This window comes from Paenibacillus sp. CMAA1364, from assembly GCF_054373195.1.
In genome coordinates this window covers 208,571-223,952 of sequence record NZ_JBITNB010000003.1, presented here as the reverse complement: position 1 = coordinate 223,952, position 15,382 = coordinate 208,571, and the positions used below count along the sequence as shown (strand labels likewise).

The following is a 15,382-nucleotide window of genomic DNA, read 5'->3' as shown; positions in this document are numbered from 1 at the left end:
TCTCAACCATGCGAGTAGAATTATTCCTGTATCATGACTAAGATGGATTAGCTTTCAACCGCGTTGCTTTCACTAAATACTCCCCGAGTGGTGGATGAATTCTGATCACTCTCGGGAACCATCTTGTAATGATTGGCAACGAGCATAACCTATGCGCAATTCTACCTCGTCTTATAAGACCTGCGAATTCATGTTGAATAGCTTCTGTATATTGTTCTTGCCATTGAGAACGTGATATTTCTCCTTTTAAATAACGATTGGCAACAGCAGAACATATAAAAGATGAACGCAAACCAATGGACATGCCATCTCCACATAATGGTGGAATGACCATGGACGCATCGCCCAAGTGCGGAATGGTATGCCAAGCAAGTGGACGATGAGATAAGTGTATTGGAGCAATGGATACTTGTGTGCCTTCGATGGGAATCGAATCTTTCAATCTATCTACTAATTGCGCATTTCCTTTAGATACTTCATTAAGTATGGCGGGTATGGTCGTTCCAGCACCTTTCACTACTTCCTTATCTAGAAGAGCAGCCACGTTATAATATCCCTGCTCTACAGGGGATAGTCCCACATAGCCACCCTTCACGAAATATAATTCCGTAACGGGCTCAAAGGGTATACCCGATATATGCGATTTAATACCGACATAGGAATTCTTATCGGGATACACGGGGTAGGGTTCATTTAGTAGATTAGATGGACGATTAGAACCCCAAGCGGCATATACCGTGCGTGCATGAATGACTTCAACCTCACCATGACATTTCAATTCGACCTCGTATGCTGTGTCATTCTCCTTAATTGATATTACCCTTACCCCAGTTCTAACTATAGCTCCTGCACGAATACTCTCTTCATGAAGGATGGAATCAAGAGTAAAGCGACTTATTCCCCACGCCGTTCCTGGCAGTGCCATGTCAACCGAACCTCCATGATCAAAAATAAGTTTAGCTTTTGATATCAATTGAGGTTGTAATGACTCCATGTCCATATTTAATCCTAGCTTACTCAGCATCTCAATGGATTCTGGAGATAGGAATTCACCACAAGCCTTATGTCTTGGGAACGTCTGTCGATCTAACAAGAGTGTGCTCCACCCCATGTGTGCTAATTGTTGTGCAAGGGCACTTCCAGCAATACCTCCACCTATAACGACCGCATCCATCGTCTCCTTCAACTTGTCACACTCCCTTCATTTCTTGCCGATGATCGCTTCGGGATTACGACAGCATAGCGAAACAAAGGTCTCCAAGAGTAGGCCAATTGAGGAATCCCTATCGCTTCTCTTAATGCTCTCCAATCCGCACCACGGAATCCTTTGGCGACAGACAAAGATGCATCATGGCGTATATAACGATTTGATGATACTAAGCGACTAACCACCCATACAGCCAACCAAGAAATCCAATGCCGATGAATATCATTAATTACAACACCCAGTTTAGACGATTGATGCATACATTTCACGACATGGTGTAGTTCTTCTCCACTAAAATGATGAATAAATTGCGACCCCGTCACGATATCAACGCAGGATTTGGGAAGTGAGTTCACATCCGCCAATCGCACTTCTACTCGAGGCTCATCGTGGAAGAATTGACGGGCTTCTTCACATGCTTCCTCCGTCACATCTGCCAATTGAATCGTGATATCAATCCCTTTCTTATCTGCCCACTTCAGGAGATGTCTATTGACATCACCCGAACCAGCTCCTACATCAAGTATAGACAGTTGTTTAGGACGTCCCGCTCTCTTCCATAATTTCTTCACACCATACATCGTAGGATTCGAAGCGCCAAATATTAAATTCAATACCCTTAAATCCCTGAGTGCCTCACGAAGGTCATCTCCCCCAACGCTGAAATCATCCATCAATTCAGACTGTACGGCTCGTTTCTTTAGATGATTAAGCATGAACATGATCTGTCTTACTATATTGTAGAATAGTTGAAGGAAGATAGGTGAATTTCAGAAGTTCTGCTGTGAGTCCAGGTCCGAAGGCTAAGGCTACCCCACTTGAAGATTCCACTTGTTGGGATTGAAGATCATCACGCATTGCTTGTAGAACAAATAGAATGGTTGCGGACGATAGATTTCCGTAGTTATGAAGTATGTCCCGACTATATTGAACCTGCTCATCACTTAACTGGAACAACTGTTGTACAACATCCACGATGCCCCTTCCCCCGGGATGTATAGCCCATAAGTCCGGCAAATCTTTCCCCTCTAAGAGCAATTCGATTTCCTTGCCTAAATATTGCCCTAGTAATTTAGGTATATGTGTAGATAAGTATAGATCAAATCCATAATCACCAACTTCCCATATCATTTCCTCACTACAATCTGGTAACAGCACGGAATGCCCTTCACCCAATTGGAATTTACCCTTTTTATTGTGATCTGCAATTCCTATCACGCATGCAGAAGCGCCATCACCGAAGAAAGAAGCACCAAATAAGGCCTCTCGATCGCTGGATGGCTGGAAATGAAGTGTACATAATTCAACACACACGATTAATATCTGAGCATTGGGTTGTCCCGCAACTAACGTTCTGGCTAATTGAATGGCCTTTAATCCTGCAGCGCATCCTTGAAATGTTAATGGAATACGCTGAACTCTCGCGGACAACCCCATCTCCTTAACGAGTACAACATCCAATCCTGGAAGGAATTGTCCCGTACAACTAACAGTGATAAGATGTGTGATCTGAGAAGCATCCACTTCTCCATCCGTTAAAGCTTCCTTTGCTGCTTGAAGCGCTAGCGGAATAGATTCTCTTTGATATATTTCCATGCGCTCTGCTGTCGTTGGGACATCGTGAAGTCCTTGTGTCGGTAAGTATCGACTAGTTGAACCTTGTCCGATAAGATTAGGTTCACAGGTATACCTTGTGGCAACACCACATTGTTTAAATATCCTACGAGCCCATCGCACTGAATTGGGGGAATCCTGTAACGCTTCTTCTAGCTTATCTAATACTTCTCCTTGCTCCATCCGATGATTAGGGAGAGCCGTACCTATTCCAATAATTGAAATATCAGGTTGTGCAGTATGGATCATATATCTTCAACCCCTTGTCCAAGATTTGTGAACATATCACGTAATGCATAAATTCTATTCTTCATATAGTCCTTATATGCATAGTTCAATGCCGAACAGTAGCTTTTCCTTTACAACCCATGACGTTCACGGTAACTTTATATATTGAGAAGTCTTAACCTATCTGTCTGTGTTCATCATGAAATAATTAGCAAGCGAGGGGAATAATGTGAATTCATTATATAGTCAACAACCATGTGAGAATACTAATGAGCCTCATAATACAAGTAAACGAATACTCATCATGACGGCTGTAAGTGCAGAAAGAGATGCGGTCTTACGTGGTCTTCAAGGGAACGAACATTTCGATGTACGCATAGCGGGCGTTGGATCATCCATTGCAGCTGCTAATACAGCAACAGCACTTACGTTAGGTGATTATAGTCTAGTCATTAGTGCAGGCATTGGTGGCGGATTTGTCGGACAAGCAGCATTAGGGTCTATTGTTATAGCAAGTGAGATTGTAGCCGCAGATTTAGGCGCAGAGACGGACGAGGGATTCTGTAGCATAGATGAACTCGGATTTGGATCTTCTCGTGTACAAGTAGATCCTACACTTGTCAGACTAGTAACCGATGCACTACAACGGGTAGGTCTTCACGTTTACACGGGACCCATTCTTACCGTTTCAACAGTGACAGGTACCTCTGATAGTGCAGTTGTACTAGACAAGCGTGTACCCGGGGCTACCGCAGAAGCTATGGAAGGTTATGGTGTAGCCATCGCGGCCCAGATTCACAACGTCCCGGTTCTTGAAATCCGAACGATATCGAATGCTGTCGGTCCACGTGATCGAGCTTCATGGAAGATGAAAGAAGCCTTTGACGCGCTTGAACTCACAAGTTCAATTCTAATGGAGGTGTTTAGATGAAGATTGCCTTTTCACCCTGCCCTAATGATACATTTGTCTTTCATGCTTGGGTTCATGGATTAATACCCGGTGCACCGCAATTGGATGTAATGTATGCCGATATCGATATTACGAACCATCTTGCGCAAGGAACGGACGGACCTGATATTCTCAAAATATCTTATGGTGCATTACCATGGGTATCGGAAGAGTATGCATTACTTCCTTGTGGAGGCGCCCTTGGTCGGGGTTGTGGACCACTAGTACTCACAAAGGATCACAATACGAATGATCCTTCATCACTGGTTGGCAAGCGTGTTGCCGTGCCTAGTGAGACTTCAACAGCGTATTTATTATTTCGATTGTGGGCTGCGCAGAACATACCTGGTGGCATTGGTGATATTGTCGTCATGCCATTCGACCAGATCATGCCTGCTGTGCGCGATGGATTGATTGACGCCGGACTTGTCATTCACGAAGCACGGTTCACCTACCCTGAGTATGGATTACAGCTTATGACTGACTTAGGCAATTGGTGGGAAGAAGACACACAACTCCCCATTCCATTAGGGGCAATTATTGCCCGCAAAACATTGGATTTAAATCGAATTACGCAATGCATACGTGATTCGGTTAACTATGCTTGGGCTTATCCTCATGTATCGCAATCATACGTCCTTCAGCACGCTCAAGAGCTATCACCTCAAGTCGCCCAAGCCCATATTGATCTTTATGTAAATGAGTTCAGTGCTAATCTTGGTGATAATGGATATCTTGCCATCAAGGCTTTACTGAACCGAGCTTATGAAGAAGGAGTTATACCCAAGACTAATTTTGATTCTCTTCTATGGCAAGAGTAGCAATTCTATCTTCTGTCTGTAAATATAAAAATGCAGAGCATATATCCGAATGGGATATATGCTCTGCATTTTTATGTATCATGGTTGGATAGGTTCTTCCTGACATTCCTCGCATAACCCATAAACTTCGAATCGATGATTCATAATTTTGAAGGAGCCCGGTAACGTTATGGATTGCTCCATTGGGCAATAATCAAATGTTAACGTCTTTTCACAGTTCACACAGATCAAATGATGGTGATGATGGGATGAACAACTTGATTTGAACTTCAAACCGCCATCCATAGAATAGAATTGTTCCAACGCGCCCATTTCGCTCAACAGACGTAAGTTTCGATACACCGTATCAAAGCTAACACTTGGATATGGAATTGTCATCTGATCATAGACTTCTTTAGGTGATAGATAGCCATTGGATTCCGTGAATATTTCAGCTAATTTCCTACGTTGTTCTGTGATCCGCCAGCCACTTGTCGTCATCACATCAATCATTTGTTTGATCCTTGATGACTTACTATCTTCATGAACGGTCATGACATTCGTTCCTTTCTTAAGAGAATCTCTTCCGATAACCACATTTCCTACATAATTCTTCGACAACTTCTCTACGTGAGAATCCATCATACAGATTGTTCGCTCTCTCGCCCTCTATAATCTCTGAGAATGGCTTCTGATTGATGTTCCCCAGGTTGATTACACCTTCTCCATCCAGACAACAAGGAATGACCGTACCATCTACAAGAATACCTGCTTGGTTACGTAGACCATGACAGAATCCTGGTCCGAGGTCTTCTTCTTCTTTCAAGTCTGGCCATTTAAACTCATGATCTTGATTCAGATAGATTTGTTTAGCAATTTTTACGCCACTACCCGGTGCTACCTTTTCTTCGATTTTGAAATCCAAATTGAATTCTGTTTCAATCCACTGCAGAATCTGACGATTTCGGTTACGTTCCAGATTAGTCATATTATCTTCCGTCAAATTCCAAAGTCTTAGGGATACGAGAACATCTGATTTCTCCACAGCTTCTTTGGCAAAATTAAGGACGGAATATACATACTCCTCCTTATTCGTCGATCCTTCGTGACCATCAAAGCTATGTAATGAGAAATTCAGCTGACGAAGTGCTGGTTTCATCATGATTTTATGCTTTGCTTTATGAAGTAGTGTTCCGTTCGTCGTAATATTAACTTTGAACCCTCGCTCATGACTCAAATCCAGAAGCTGATCAATTTTGGGATGTAGCAACGGTTCACCTTTGACATGGAAATAAATATAATCCGTATGGGGTTTGATCTCGTCTAGTATTTTGGTAAATGCATCTATCTTAATAAAATTAGCCTGACGTTTCGTCTGTGGACAAAAGCTGCATGCCAAATTACATACACTAGTAATCTCAATATAAAACTTCTTAAATTTCTTCATTTTGCGGTGCTCCATCCTATTCTGTAAGTCATACTCATCAAAAATTCTAACGTAGAAGTATAGGATAAGCAACCTATCACTAGTATTTCTTATACATCCCAACAGACTTAGGTTGCGTATATTCAAACCCAAACTTCTTATATAACTGATCAGCCGGTATTTCGGCAATTAAACTAACATAGGAATCCTTAACGGCATTCTTATCTAAATAGTTCATAATTTCTGACATGATTAGTCTTCCCAGACCTTTTCCTTGGTGGAAAGGATCTACCGCAATATCTACAATTTGATAAAAGCACCCTCCATCACCGATAATTCTGCCCATCCCAACAAGTACATTCGACTGTCTTAATGTAACGTTAAAAATAGAGTTGGACAATCCTATGGCAGCTCCAGCGTTGTCTCTAGCGCTCATTCCCGCATTTAGCCTTAATTGATTATACTCATCAGGATAGGGTGGTTCGTATATAATATCTATCTTAGTATTCATACCATTTCTTCCTCTTCTACGATGATTTCAGGAATAGGTTCAGTCTCAGGTTCATACCATTCAGATCTCTTCTTGAACCATTCAAATAGATTTATCATAATCACTTTCAGAATAGCGTATCCAGGGATCGCAAGGATAATGCCCAATATTCCGAAAAGCTTACCAGATACAATAATCACAAATATAATCGTTATTGGATGGATACTTAATGATTTACCCATAATTTGCGGAGAAATGAATTTCCCTTCAATCAATTGAACTATTGTCCATACGATGACCATCTTCAGCAACATCATTGGTGATGTCACTATAGCAATGATAATTGCAGGAATAATAGCAATCGTAGGGCCCAAATAAGGAACTATGCTTGTAAAAGACGCAATGATAGCTAGCACTACTGGATAATCAATACCGATAATAAGATATCCAATGTAGAGGAGAATTCCTATACAGAAGCTAACAATAATTTGCCCTCGAATATATGAACTAATCTGATGATTGATTTCGCTTAACACTTTCGATGTGTGTGGACGTACTTTTGTAGGAAAGAACTTGAGAATGTATGGCGCAATTTTATTCCCATCTTTTAATAGATAGACAAGAATAAAGGGTGCGATAATAAATGCTAATACAAACTCTGATACTGCACCTACTACCGTGCCAATCCCTTTAAACGTATTGTTGAAAAAGGATGCTGCCCGTGATGACAACTCGGTCATTAAGTCTGGCGCATTAAATCCAATATTACTCTGAATCTGTGAGAATACATCACTGCCCATCCAGTTCTCAAATATTAACTCAATCTTCTCACTATACATAGGTATATTATCTACAAATCCCATCACTTGATTACGAATAACAGGAATAATCTCCACGATGAGAATAGTTAGTAGACCGATGATCAGAGCATACAAAATCAATATGGAATAACTACGATTGATCCTCTTACGTTCCATGAAATCCACAAGAGGATTCAGCAAATAATAAACGATAGAAGCTAGAATAATCGGTATCGCCACCGTACTTAGAATGGTTGTAAGGGGCGTGAATATATAAGAGATTTTACTAAAGACCAAAATGATTAACCCTATGATTAGCGTTGTGAACAGAAATGTTATGTATTTTTGTTGAAGTAAGAAGATGGATCGTTTCTTGCTTCCATTCGGTGTTTCTTTCATATGATTTATCACATCCTTTTATAAGATTTGACACTATTTCTCATTATACCTTATATTCTTAAGCATATTCCAACAATCGAATCACAATTTCAAGACATACAACAAAGCCAAATGCATCTAATGATGAATTTGGCTTCTAAATTAGAATATTATAGTTAAGATGAATTATTTCTTACTCTTAAATATCTCTCCAATCGCACCTAAACTTCCAAGAATCTCAACTGCATTGGATGGAATAAATATTTTATTCGCAGGACCTTTGGATATCTCAGTCAACGCTTCGAATGAACGATAGGCTAGAACATCCTCGTTAAGACCAGCTTCTCGAATCATCTCAATTCGATTCTTCTCTGCTTGAGCAACAGCTAAGATCGCTTTGGCTTGACCAATAGCCTCAAGTTCTTGTGCCTGACCTAATCCCTCCGCCTCGCGGATTCGAGCTTCTTTATCCCCTTCGGCTTTCAGAATTTTACTCTGCTTATCACCTTCCGCACGAAGTATCATATCTTGCTTCGCAGCTTCCGCTTCGAGTACGATGGCACGTTTATTACGTTCTGCCTTCATCTGTTTATCCATTGCTTCTTGTATATCTTTAGGTGGTTGAATATCAATCACCTCAACCCGTTCTATCCGAACGCCCCACTTCTCCGTTGCCTCATCCAAAGCAATACGAATATCCAAGGATATCTTCTCACGTCCAGATAGGGTCTCGTCTAATTCCATCTTACCGATAATCTGACGCATCGTCGCTGTGGATATGTTACGCACACCATACACATAGTCGGATATACCATATGTAGCTTCTTCTGGTCCCACCACTTGATAGAATATAATCGTATCAATCTGTACTTGAACGTTATCTTTCGTTATGACGGTCTGTGGTGGAACATTCGCTTGTTGTATTCGCAAATCATGATATACACGTACATGGTCAATAACGGGAATAAGAATATTTAATCCTGGCTTTAACAGTCGATGAAATTTACCCAAGCGTTCTACAACACCTACACGTTGCTGTGGTACAACTTTGACCGTTAAAGAGATAAATACAACGACGATGACCAGTATAATTAGGATAACTAAATAACCCATTAGGATTCCCCTTTCCTTTGTCGAACTTCCAACACAGTGGTACGACGATTTACAATAATGACAATATCACCTTTGCGTAGTGACTGTTCTGAAGAAGCACTCCACGTCTCATTTCCTACCTTAACGATTCCATTTCTACCTACAACAATAGCTTCTAACACAATACCCTCCTTACCAACTAAGTCATCAATCACATCCGTGAATCCTTTTGATTTCCGCATGTATTTCGTTAATGGGTTCGTGAAGAGAGTTAATACCAATGCTACAACGCACCCTACTAATGCCTGCACAAAGAATAGATCAGGAATAACCAAAGCGACAACCGCTGCTGCAATCGCACCCATGCCGACCCATAATAAATAAAAAGTTAATGTTAGCATTTCGACGATACACAGTATGATTCCAATGACGAGCCAGACCGCCCATAGTTCCAATGATTTCACCACCTTTTGCTGGATTATATGGAACCTATCGGACAATTATGACCTCATGATGTAAGTAGTCTATGGATCATTAGGAATCCGGATTATTCTTCCAATCGCTATTGTCGGTTGTGCTCGATAAAAAAAGGCATCTTTCGCACAATTAATGTGCAAAAGATGCCTTTGATTTCAACTACTTCAAGCAGCATAATGATCGGTAATAGTATGAAATATATAAGGACTACAATATCTCCTATTCCACCTATTTATAAATAGTAAGGTTGAACACATACCGGTTTAGAAACAGTCACACTATTCCCAGTATATGCAATTCTACCTGACTGCTGATCCACCGTGAATATGGTGATATTATTCGTATCTCTGTTGGCAACAATTAAGTAATCACCCTTCGGAGTAAATGCGAAATGACGAGGGTGTTTACCTTCGACAGAAACATGTTCTACTAGACTTAACGTACCTTGCGCTTCATCAAACGCATACACAACAATACTGTCATGCCCACGGTTAGAACCATATACGAATTTTCCATCTTGTGAAATAGCGATTTCAGCACATCCATTCTCTCCTACAAAATCTGCTGGAAGTGTGGGCACAGTTTCCTGAATCGTTAATGTACCATTCGTTGCATCATACGTGAACGACGTGATGGTCGAATCAATCTCATTGATAACAAATGCAAATTTCCCATTCGGATGAAACGTTAAATGTCTAGGCCCTGCAGCAGGCGCCAGTTTCACAGCATCTTGTTTGATCAACTTATTGTTATCTGTATCTAAGCGATACGTTTGTATAATGTCTAATCCCAAATCCTGAACGAACAGGAACTTCCCATCTGGACTAAAGAAGGATGAATGCGGATGTGGACGATCTTGGCGTTCAAGGAATACGCCTTGTCCAACATGTTGTTGTACATCTAACAACTCTCCTAGACTTCCATTCTCTTCAAGGGATATGAGTCCGATCATCCCTCCATGATAACTTGAAACCGTAAGGAATCTATCATCTTGATGACGTTGGATATGGCATGTAGGTGATGCTACACTTTTGATTGTCTTATTCAGCTTCAGTTCACCTGTTGTTGGATCAATATCATATTCAAAGACCCCACCGTTACGATTCCCTTCTGGTGATTCCGTTTCGATAATAGAATACAATTTATGTTTTTCCATATTAACATTCAAAAAGGTAGGGTTCCCAATACCATCTACATCGTCAACAAGTGTTAATTGCCCTTTACTTTCATCAAACGAATACACATAAATACCTTTATCCTCTGACTTCGTGTAGGAGCCAACAAAAACAAGTAACTTCTCCTTATTATTCACCATGAACAATTCCCCCTTTTTTTGTACCCTCTTTTATTTACTTTTTTGACCTAATCGAAATATAATTTCTTGTATTTCTTTATTTATTGATGCTACATCTGGCCCTGTGGCAGGCTCGTTGGTTAACCCGTACTTTACTTTTAGTTGTAATATAGGTTTAACTCTAGTGTTTAGTAGCTTCTCTGAGATTTTACCGTTCTTCACAGCTTCTGTCAAAGCTTGGATAACAGATATGCCTTTATCCACATCATGTCCGACAAGAACAATATTACTACCCGCTAGTATCGTTTGGACGGACGATTGTTGTAGATCATAATTCTCTACGATCGCCCCCATCGTCATATCATCCGTCATGACAACTCCAGTGAATCCTAGTTCGTCACGTAGTATATCCGAGATCATGATCTTCGATAATGAAGCGGGATGATCCTGGTCAATCTGTGGCATCAGTATATGAGCAATCATTACCACTTCCGCTTCTTGATTAATCGCATCTTGGAAAGGCTTCAACTCAAATTCGCGTAAACGATCGAGACTATGATTTACAACGGGTAAGCCAATATGTGAGTCAACCGATGTATCTCCATGCCCGGGAAAATGCTTCACAACAGGAACTATACCTTCCGATTCCATACCCTGCATCGTTGCAATACCTAGTCTACTGACCACTTCTATCTTACTACCAAATGAACGATCTCCTATAACCGGATTGTTTGGATTGCTATGTATATCAAGCACAGGAGCGAAGTTCATGTTCAATCCGAATCCTTTTAACTCTTTCGCAAGTAGTTGTCCGATTTCATTCGATAATGTCACATCATTCTTCTTCCCAATTTCTCTATTCGTAGGCAACTTATTGAAGTCTTTAGGCATACGCGTCACACGACCACCCTCTTCATCTAGACTCATCCAGAGCGGAATCTTGTTGACCACATTAGTCTGCTTAAGATCATTCATTAGCTGTAAAGCTTGCTCCTTGGATTCAATATTATCTTTATAAAAAATAAACCCACCAATATGATATTCTTCGATGAATGTTTGGCTATCTTTATTATTGATTGTCCCATCCATACCAACCAATACCAATTGCCCTATCTTTTCCTCTATACTCATTGTACTTAAAAGTTTCTCTACCTCATCTACGGGTTCCGCCGGGGGATCTGGTTGATTCATTGGCGACTTGTTCTCACTCGTATTCGTTGATGGCGTATCCGGTTGTATCACCACACTATTATTTGAACTACAACCCGTAAGTATCAGCAACATACATATCATCCATACAATGACATTCTTTTTATTATACGATTTTATCAACACATCATCACCTGCTTCTAATATTGTATGAATAAAGGCGAATCTCCACTTAGGAAATCCGCCTTATTTTTCAAAAAGAATATGTCCAAAAACGCTCTGTTCCGAATCTTTCTTTCATTTCTTCACTCTCAACCATCTGAGGATCTACAGGTAATTGCCATTGTGAACGATGCGATTGTATAGAACCAAGTTTTTGCTTGATAAATTCACTTACATCAACCTTCACATCTGGTTGCCCTAGAATTTGTTCACAACCCTTGGCGAATGCTATGCACTGAACGACTGGTCTTTGTTCTGTTGGCATCTTAGCAATCGTTCTAATAACAACTGCACCCGTAGCATCATGATCGGGATGAACACTGAACTTAGGATGAAAGGTTATGACAAGGGATGGATTGACATCCTTAATCAAAGCCATAATGGTATCACTTAATTGTTCTTGATCTTCAAATTCTATCGTCTTATCATGATAACCCATCATTCGGATGTCTGTTATTCCGATATGTCGGCAAGATTCCTCCAGTTCTAACTTACGGATCTGAGGAAGCGTGACACGATTAGCGAATAGGGGATTACCCATATTTCGAGCCATCTCACCTAAGGTCAGACAAGCATAGGTTACATGTGTTCCTTCGCTGATACGTTTGGATAGCGTTCCAGATAGACCGAAACATTCATCATCAGGATGGGGTAGAATGACTAATATATGACGTTCCATGTAATATCAACTTCTTTCTTTTGGACAAATAACGAATGCTGATGTAATTAGCTAACTTATCCGTGTCTTGTGAATTAAAATGGTTGCTTACTTAATTGAAGCGATACGACTAATTTGCCATCGTTATCATGACCAGCGAGGATGAGGCGCTCTGTATCATTGGCATCCCAGTGAGTTAGACCTTGGGAGTATACCCAGCCTTTATCTAACTTGAGTCCAACACGATAGGAGCCGGCTCCTTCAATTGAACCTAAAGAATATCGAATCATGCCATTACTCATAAATGTCGATGCCGTAAATTTCGATTGATCGTTGTGAGAAGCGTAGGCTCCTGTTGTCATCTCTAGATGAATATAAAGATAATGATCTTTGAATTGATCAATGAAGAGTTGTACGTCTGCACGATTGATGAGTTCCATTTCTTCTACTCCTCCCATTCTTAATTCATACTTATCTCACGATACCAACCGTAATAAGCTTAACTATTATAATCCACATCATACCACATCTACAAACAAAGAAAAATCCGTTCCAGTCTGAACATATTTCCATTTTGTAGACAAAAAAATCTTCTACATTTTGATGTGAAACCTGAGCACCACTGCGAATGCAAACCAATTTCCCATACTAAACAGCTACCTTACAGGTTTTTCTGCGGACATTGTGCGGTATATGATTGCTTAAATACGAAGATCCTTCATGATTCGTAATATTTTCTTGTGATTAACTACAATAACATATTGACGATATAACCCATGATGTAATCAGGATATCTACTCGATGCTTTCTAACCTAAACACATACGTTTTATATCTTTTATCTCTACGTGCTCTGTAATCTTTCTGTAGAACCTTCCAACATCCACAAGCAGTCGGACAACTTCTATTGTTAGAGAGTCCGGATAACACATAAACTTCAAACCTTTTTGTGCTGCATACAAAAAGTGCACCCCTTGAATGACACCGGATTTACCCAAGGGTTTCTCCAATGTCTATTCTAAGGGGTGCACTTCACATATAGAAATTGTATAAGCTACACCGTGTTTTATGATGTAGTAACATTCCATCCTTCTACATCTACAATGACTCTAAAGTATATCCCATTTCTCAAAAGAAATAACTTGACTTGGTCCCTCTGAATAAATTTTAATTCCTTGAGACTCTTCGCCTGGATAAATACGTCCAGTCATAACCACTTCGCCTTCATTCGCAAATACTTCAATAGAACATTTGTCTACGAAAATACGTAAAGATAACCGTCCATCCTTTAACGGAACATATACTTTACGTTCACCACCTGGTCCAATCCCGGAGAGGTCACGATTGAATCGTAGCATTTCTGTCTTCATGTCATAAGAAATAACCGTCTCCTCTAATCCATTCTTACCTGTTCCTGTGCGTAATTTCAACCCAAATTCTAATGATTGTTCAACATCTACTAAAATTTGTAATTCATAGCTATCACCATGAGTATCTATATCATGTATTCCATTTATTATTAGATTATTGACATTGTAAGCATTTGTTCGATAAGACTCGATCTCTTTCAATGGACGATATACGATGACTCCATCTTTCAACAACACTTCACGTGGTAAACTCATAGCTCCAACCCAACCATGGTCTTGTTGGGTTGGCATTTCCGATTCCCACATATCCATCCAAGCGATAACGATACGACGCCCATTATCATCTTCCGTTGTCTGCGGAGCATAATAATCAAACCCATGATCTATCGGTGCATACTGCTCAGCATGGAAGAGTCCTGTTGTTAGATCTAATTTTCCTATTATAGTCATTGTGGAGTGAAGGTTACAGTAAGATTCTCCCTGCGCAGGCATTCTCTGTGGAGATAGCATCAATACATCTTTATCATCAATTTGGAATAGATCCGGACATTCCCAGTTATCACCGAATCGTCCATCACTAGATGCAATCACATTTACATAGGTCCATTGTTTCAAATCGTCCGAGCGGTACAGTAGTACAAGCCCATTACCTTTTGCATCATTTGATCCTAATACAATATAATATTGACCATTACGTATAAACAACTTAGGATCGCGGAAATCTTTCTGACTGATTTCTTCTGGAATTTCATCATATGAGATAACAGGATTAGACTCCCACTTTGTGAAGTTTACTCCATCATCAGCCGCGGCAATTCCTTGTGACTGCTTATAATCTAGTTCTTTATCAGGCCCAGTTACGACATGTCCAGTGTACATTAATATCAACTTGCCATCTCTTTCTATGGCGCTCCCAGAGAAACAGCCATCCCGGTCAAAGTCTTCATCTGGAGCTAATGCTATAGGTAGATACTCCCACTTTACCAGATCGCGGCTTACAGCATGCCCCCAATGCATTGGTCCCCAAATCGTTTTATAAGGATAATGCTGATAGAACAAGTGAAACTCGCCGTTATATTGGATGAATCCATTGGGATCGTTCATCCAACCTACTTCTGCCATCAGATGATAATTTAATCGGTAATCCATCCGTACGTTTTTTTTGGTTTGTTGAATAAACAAGTTAGCATTCTCTCTAGTATAGTTCATCGTCTGTTTGATAAGTCATC

Annotated in this window: 16 protein-coding genes; 2 read left to right on the top strand and 14 right to left on the bottom strand. The window is 40.4% G+C overall.

The features are described 5' to 3' along the window. Positions 1 to 37: 37 nt before the first annotated feature. Genes ACH8E3_RS04450 through ACH8E3_RS04440 form a run of 3 tightly spaced genes read right to left on the bottom strand, consistent with a single transcriptional unit; the run spans position 38 to position 3,070 of the window. Complete coding sequence (locus tag ACH8E3_RS04450; RefSeq protein ID WP_458631392.1) at positions 38 to 1,186, bottom strand: NAD(P)/FAD-dependent oxidoreductase; 1,149 nt, start codon at positions 1,184 to 1,186, stop codon at positions 38 to 40. Further along, a complete protein-coding gene (locus tag ACH8E3_RS04445; protein ID WP_458631434.1) occupies positions 1,183 to 1,923 on the bottom strand; it encodes a methyltransferase domain-containing protein in 741 nt (246 codons plus the stop codon). Before ACH8E3_RS04445 ends, ACH8E3_RS04450 begins: the two co-directional genes overlap by 4 nt. Beyond that, positions 1,916 to 3,070, bottom strand: coding sequence for a type III polyketide synthase (locus ACH8E3_RS04440; protein WP_458631391.1), 1,155 nt, complete (start codon positions 3,068 to 3,070; stop codon positions 1,916 to 1,918). The genes ACH8E3_RS04445 and ACH8E3_RS04440 overlap by 8 nt, the downstream gene beginning before the upstream one ends. Positions 3,071 to 3,278: 208 nt before the next feature. On the opposite strand from ACH8E3_RS04440, the gene ACH8E3_RS04435 reads away from it, so the two are divergent. Together ACH8E3_RS04435 and ACH8E3_RS04430 are read left to right on the top strand one after the other, a co-directional pair. Continuing rightward, positions 3,279 to 3,980 (top strand): futalosine hydrolase, encoded by a 702-nt coding sequence (locus ACH8E3_RS04435; RefSeq protein WP_458631390.1) that lies wholly within the window; start codon positions 3,279 to 3,281, stop codon positions 3,978 to 3,980. Next, complete coding sequence (locus tag ACH8E3_RS04430; protein WP_458631389.1) at positions 3,977 to 4,819, top strand: 1,4-dihydroxy-6-naphthoate synthase; 843 nt, start codon at positions 3,977 to 3,979, stop codon at positions 4,817 to 4,819. Before ACH8E3_RS04435 ends, ACH8E3_RS04430 begins: the two co-directional genes overlap by 4 nt. Positions 4,820 to 4,897: 78 nt before the next feature. On the opposite strand, the gene ACH8E3_RS04425 is transcribed toward ACH8E3_RS04430, so the two are convergent. The 11 genes from ACH8E3_RS04425 to ACH8E3_RS04375 form a co-directional block, all read right to left on the bottom strand. Further along, the gene (locus ACH8E3_RS04425) at positions 4,898 to 5,353 is read right to left on the bottom strand and encodes a Fur family transcriptional regulator (RefSeq protein ID WP_458631388.1); all 456 of its coding nucleotides are present in this window, start codon (positions 5,351 to 5,353) and stop codon (positions 4,898 to 4,900) included. A 16-nt stretch (positions 5,354 to 5,369) separates the two neighbouring features. Next, complete coding sequence (locus tag ACH8E3_RS04420; RefSeq protein WP_458631387.1) at positions 5,370 to 6,245, bottom strand: radical SAM/SPASM domain-containing protein; 876 nt, start codon at positions 6,243 to 6,245, stop codon at positions 5,370 to 5,372. A gap of 79 nt (positions 6,246 to 6,324) precedes the next feature. Next, the gene (locus ACH8E3_RS04415) at positions 6,325 to 6,735 is read right to left on the bottom strand and encodes a GNAT family N-acetyltransferase (RefSeq protein WP_458631386.1); all 411 of its coding nucleotides are present in this window, start codon (positions 6,733 to 6,735) and stop codon (positions 6,325 to 6,327) included. Beyond that, entirely contained in the window at positions 6,732 to 7,913 is a 1,182-nt protein-coding gene (locus ACH8E3_RS04410; RefSeq protein WP_458631385.1) for an AI-2E family transporter, read from the bottom strand. Before ACH8E3_RS04410 ends, ACH8E3_RS04415 begins: the two co-directional genes overlap by 4 nt. A gap of 165 nt (positions 7,914 to 8,078) precedes the next feature. Beyond that, positions 8,079 to 9,005, bottom strand: a complete 927-nt coding sequence (locus ACH8E3_RS04405) for an SPFH domain-containing protein (protein WP_458631384.1) — start codon at positions 9,003 to 9,005, stop codon at positions 8,079 to 8,081. Next, complete coding sequence (locus ACH8E3_RS04400) at positions 9,005 to 9,439, bottom strand: NfeD family protein (RefSeq protein ID WP_458631383.1); 435 nt, start codon at positions 9,437 to 9,439, stop codon at positions 9,005 to 9,007. The genes ACH8E3_RS04405 and ACH8E3_RS04400 overlap by 1 nt, the downstream gene beginning before the upstream one ends. A gap of 254 nt (positions 9,440 to 9,693) precedes the next feature. After that, positions 9,694 to 10,773 carry a lactonase family protein gene (locus ACH8E3_RS04395; protein WP_458631433.1) on the bottom strand — a complete coding sequence of 360 codons (1,080 nt, stop codon included), beginning with the start codon at positions 10,771 to 10,773 and terminating at the stop codon, positions 9,694 to 9,696. A 33-nt stretch (positions 10,774 to 10,806) separates the two neighbouring features. Next, complete coding sequence (nagZ, locus tag ACH8E3_RS04390) at positions 10,807 to 12,087, bottom strand: beta-N-acetylhexosaminidase (protein ID WP_458631382.1); 1,281 nt, start codon at positions 12,085 to 12,087, stop codon at positions 10,807 to 10,809. Positions 12,088 to 12,157: 70 nt separating this feature from the next. Beyond that, the gene (gene bshB2, locus ACH8E3_RS04385; protein WP_458631381.1) at positions 12,158 to 12,805 is read right to left on the bottom strand and encodes a bacillithiol biosynthesis deacetylase BshB2; all 648 of its coding nucleotides are present in this window, start codon (positions 12,803 to 12,805) and stop codon (positions 12,158 to 12,160) included. 74 nt (positions 12,806 to 12,879) lie between these two features. After that, positions 12,880 to 13,224 carry a YojF family protein gene (locus ACH8E3_RS04380; protein WP_458631380.1) on the bottom strand — a complete coding sequence of 115 codons (345 nt, stop codon included), beginning with the start codon at positions 13,222 to 13,224 and terminating at the stop codon, positions 12,880 to 12,882. A 668-nt stretch (positions 13,225 to 13,892) separates the two neighbouring features. Beyond that, on the bottom strand, positions 13,893 to 15,335 hold the full coding sequence (locus ACH8E3_RS04375; RefSeq protein WP_458631379.1) for a glycoside hydrolase family 32 protein: 1,443 nt from the start codon (positions 15,333 to 15,335) through the stop codon (positions 13,893 to 13,895). Positions 15,336 to 15,382: the final 47 nt, after the last annotated feature.

Bases quoted from the DNA above. Each gene is read 5' to 3' on its own strand.
- ACH8E3_RS04410 (WP_458631385.1), bottom strand. From the start codon at position 7,913: ATGAAAGAAACACCGAATGGAAGCAAGAAACGATCCATCTTCTTACTT.
- ACH8E3_RS04430 (WP_458631389.1), top strand. From the start codon at position 3,977: ATGAAGATTGCCTTTTCACCCTGCCCTAATGATACATTTGTCTTTCAT.
- ACH8E3_RS04420 (WP_458631387.1), bottom strand. From the start codon at position 6,245: ATGAAGAAATTTAAGAAGTTTTATATTGAGATTACTAGTGTATGTAAT.
- ACH8E3_RS04440 (WP_458631391.1), bottom strand. From the start codon at position 3,070: ATGATCCATACTGCACAACCTGATATTTCAATTATTGGAATAGGTACG.
- bshB2 (WP_458631381.1), bottom strand. From the start codon at position 12,805: ATGGAACGTCATATATTAGTCATTCTACCCCATCCTGATGATGAATGT.
- ACH8E3_RS04380 (WP_458631380.1), bottom strand. From the start codon at position 13,224: ATGGAACTCATCAATCGTGCAGACGTACAACTCTTCATTGATCAATTC.
- ACH8E3_RS04405 (WP_458631384.1), bottom strand. From the start codon at position 9,005: ATGGGTTATTTAGTTATCCTAATTATACTGGTCATCGTCGTTGTATTT.
- ACH8E3_RS04445 (WP_458631434.1), bottom strand. From the start codon at position 1,923: ATGCTTAATCATCTAAAGAAACGAGCCGTACAGTCTGAATTGATGGAT.
- ACH8E3_RS04415 (WP_458631386.1), bottom strand. From the start codon at position 6,735: ATGAATACTAAGATAGATATTATATACGAACCACCCTATCCTGATGAG.
- ACH8E3_RS04425 (WP_458631388.1), bottom strand. From the start codon at position 5,353: ATGACCGTTCATGAAGATAGTAAGTCATCAAGGATCAAACAAATGATT.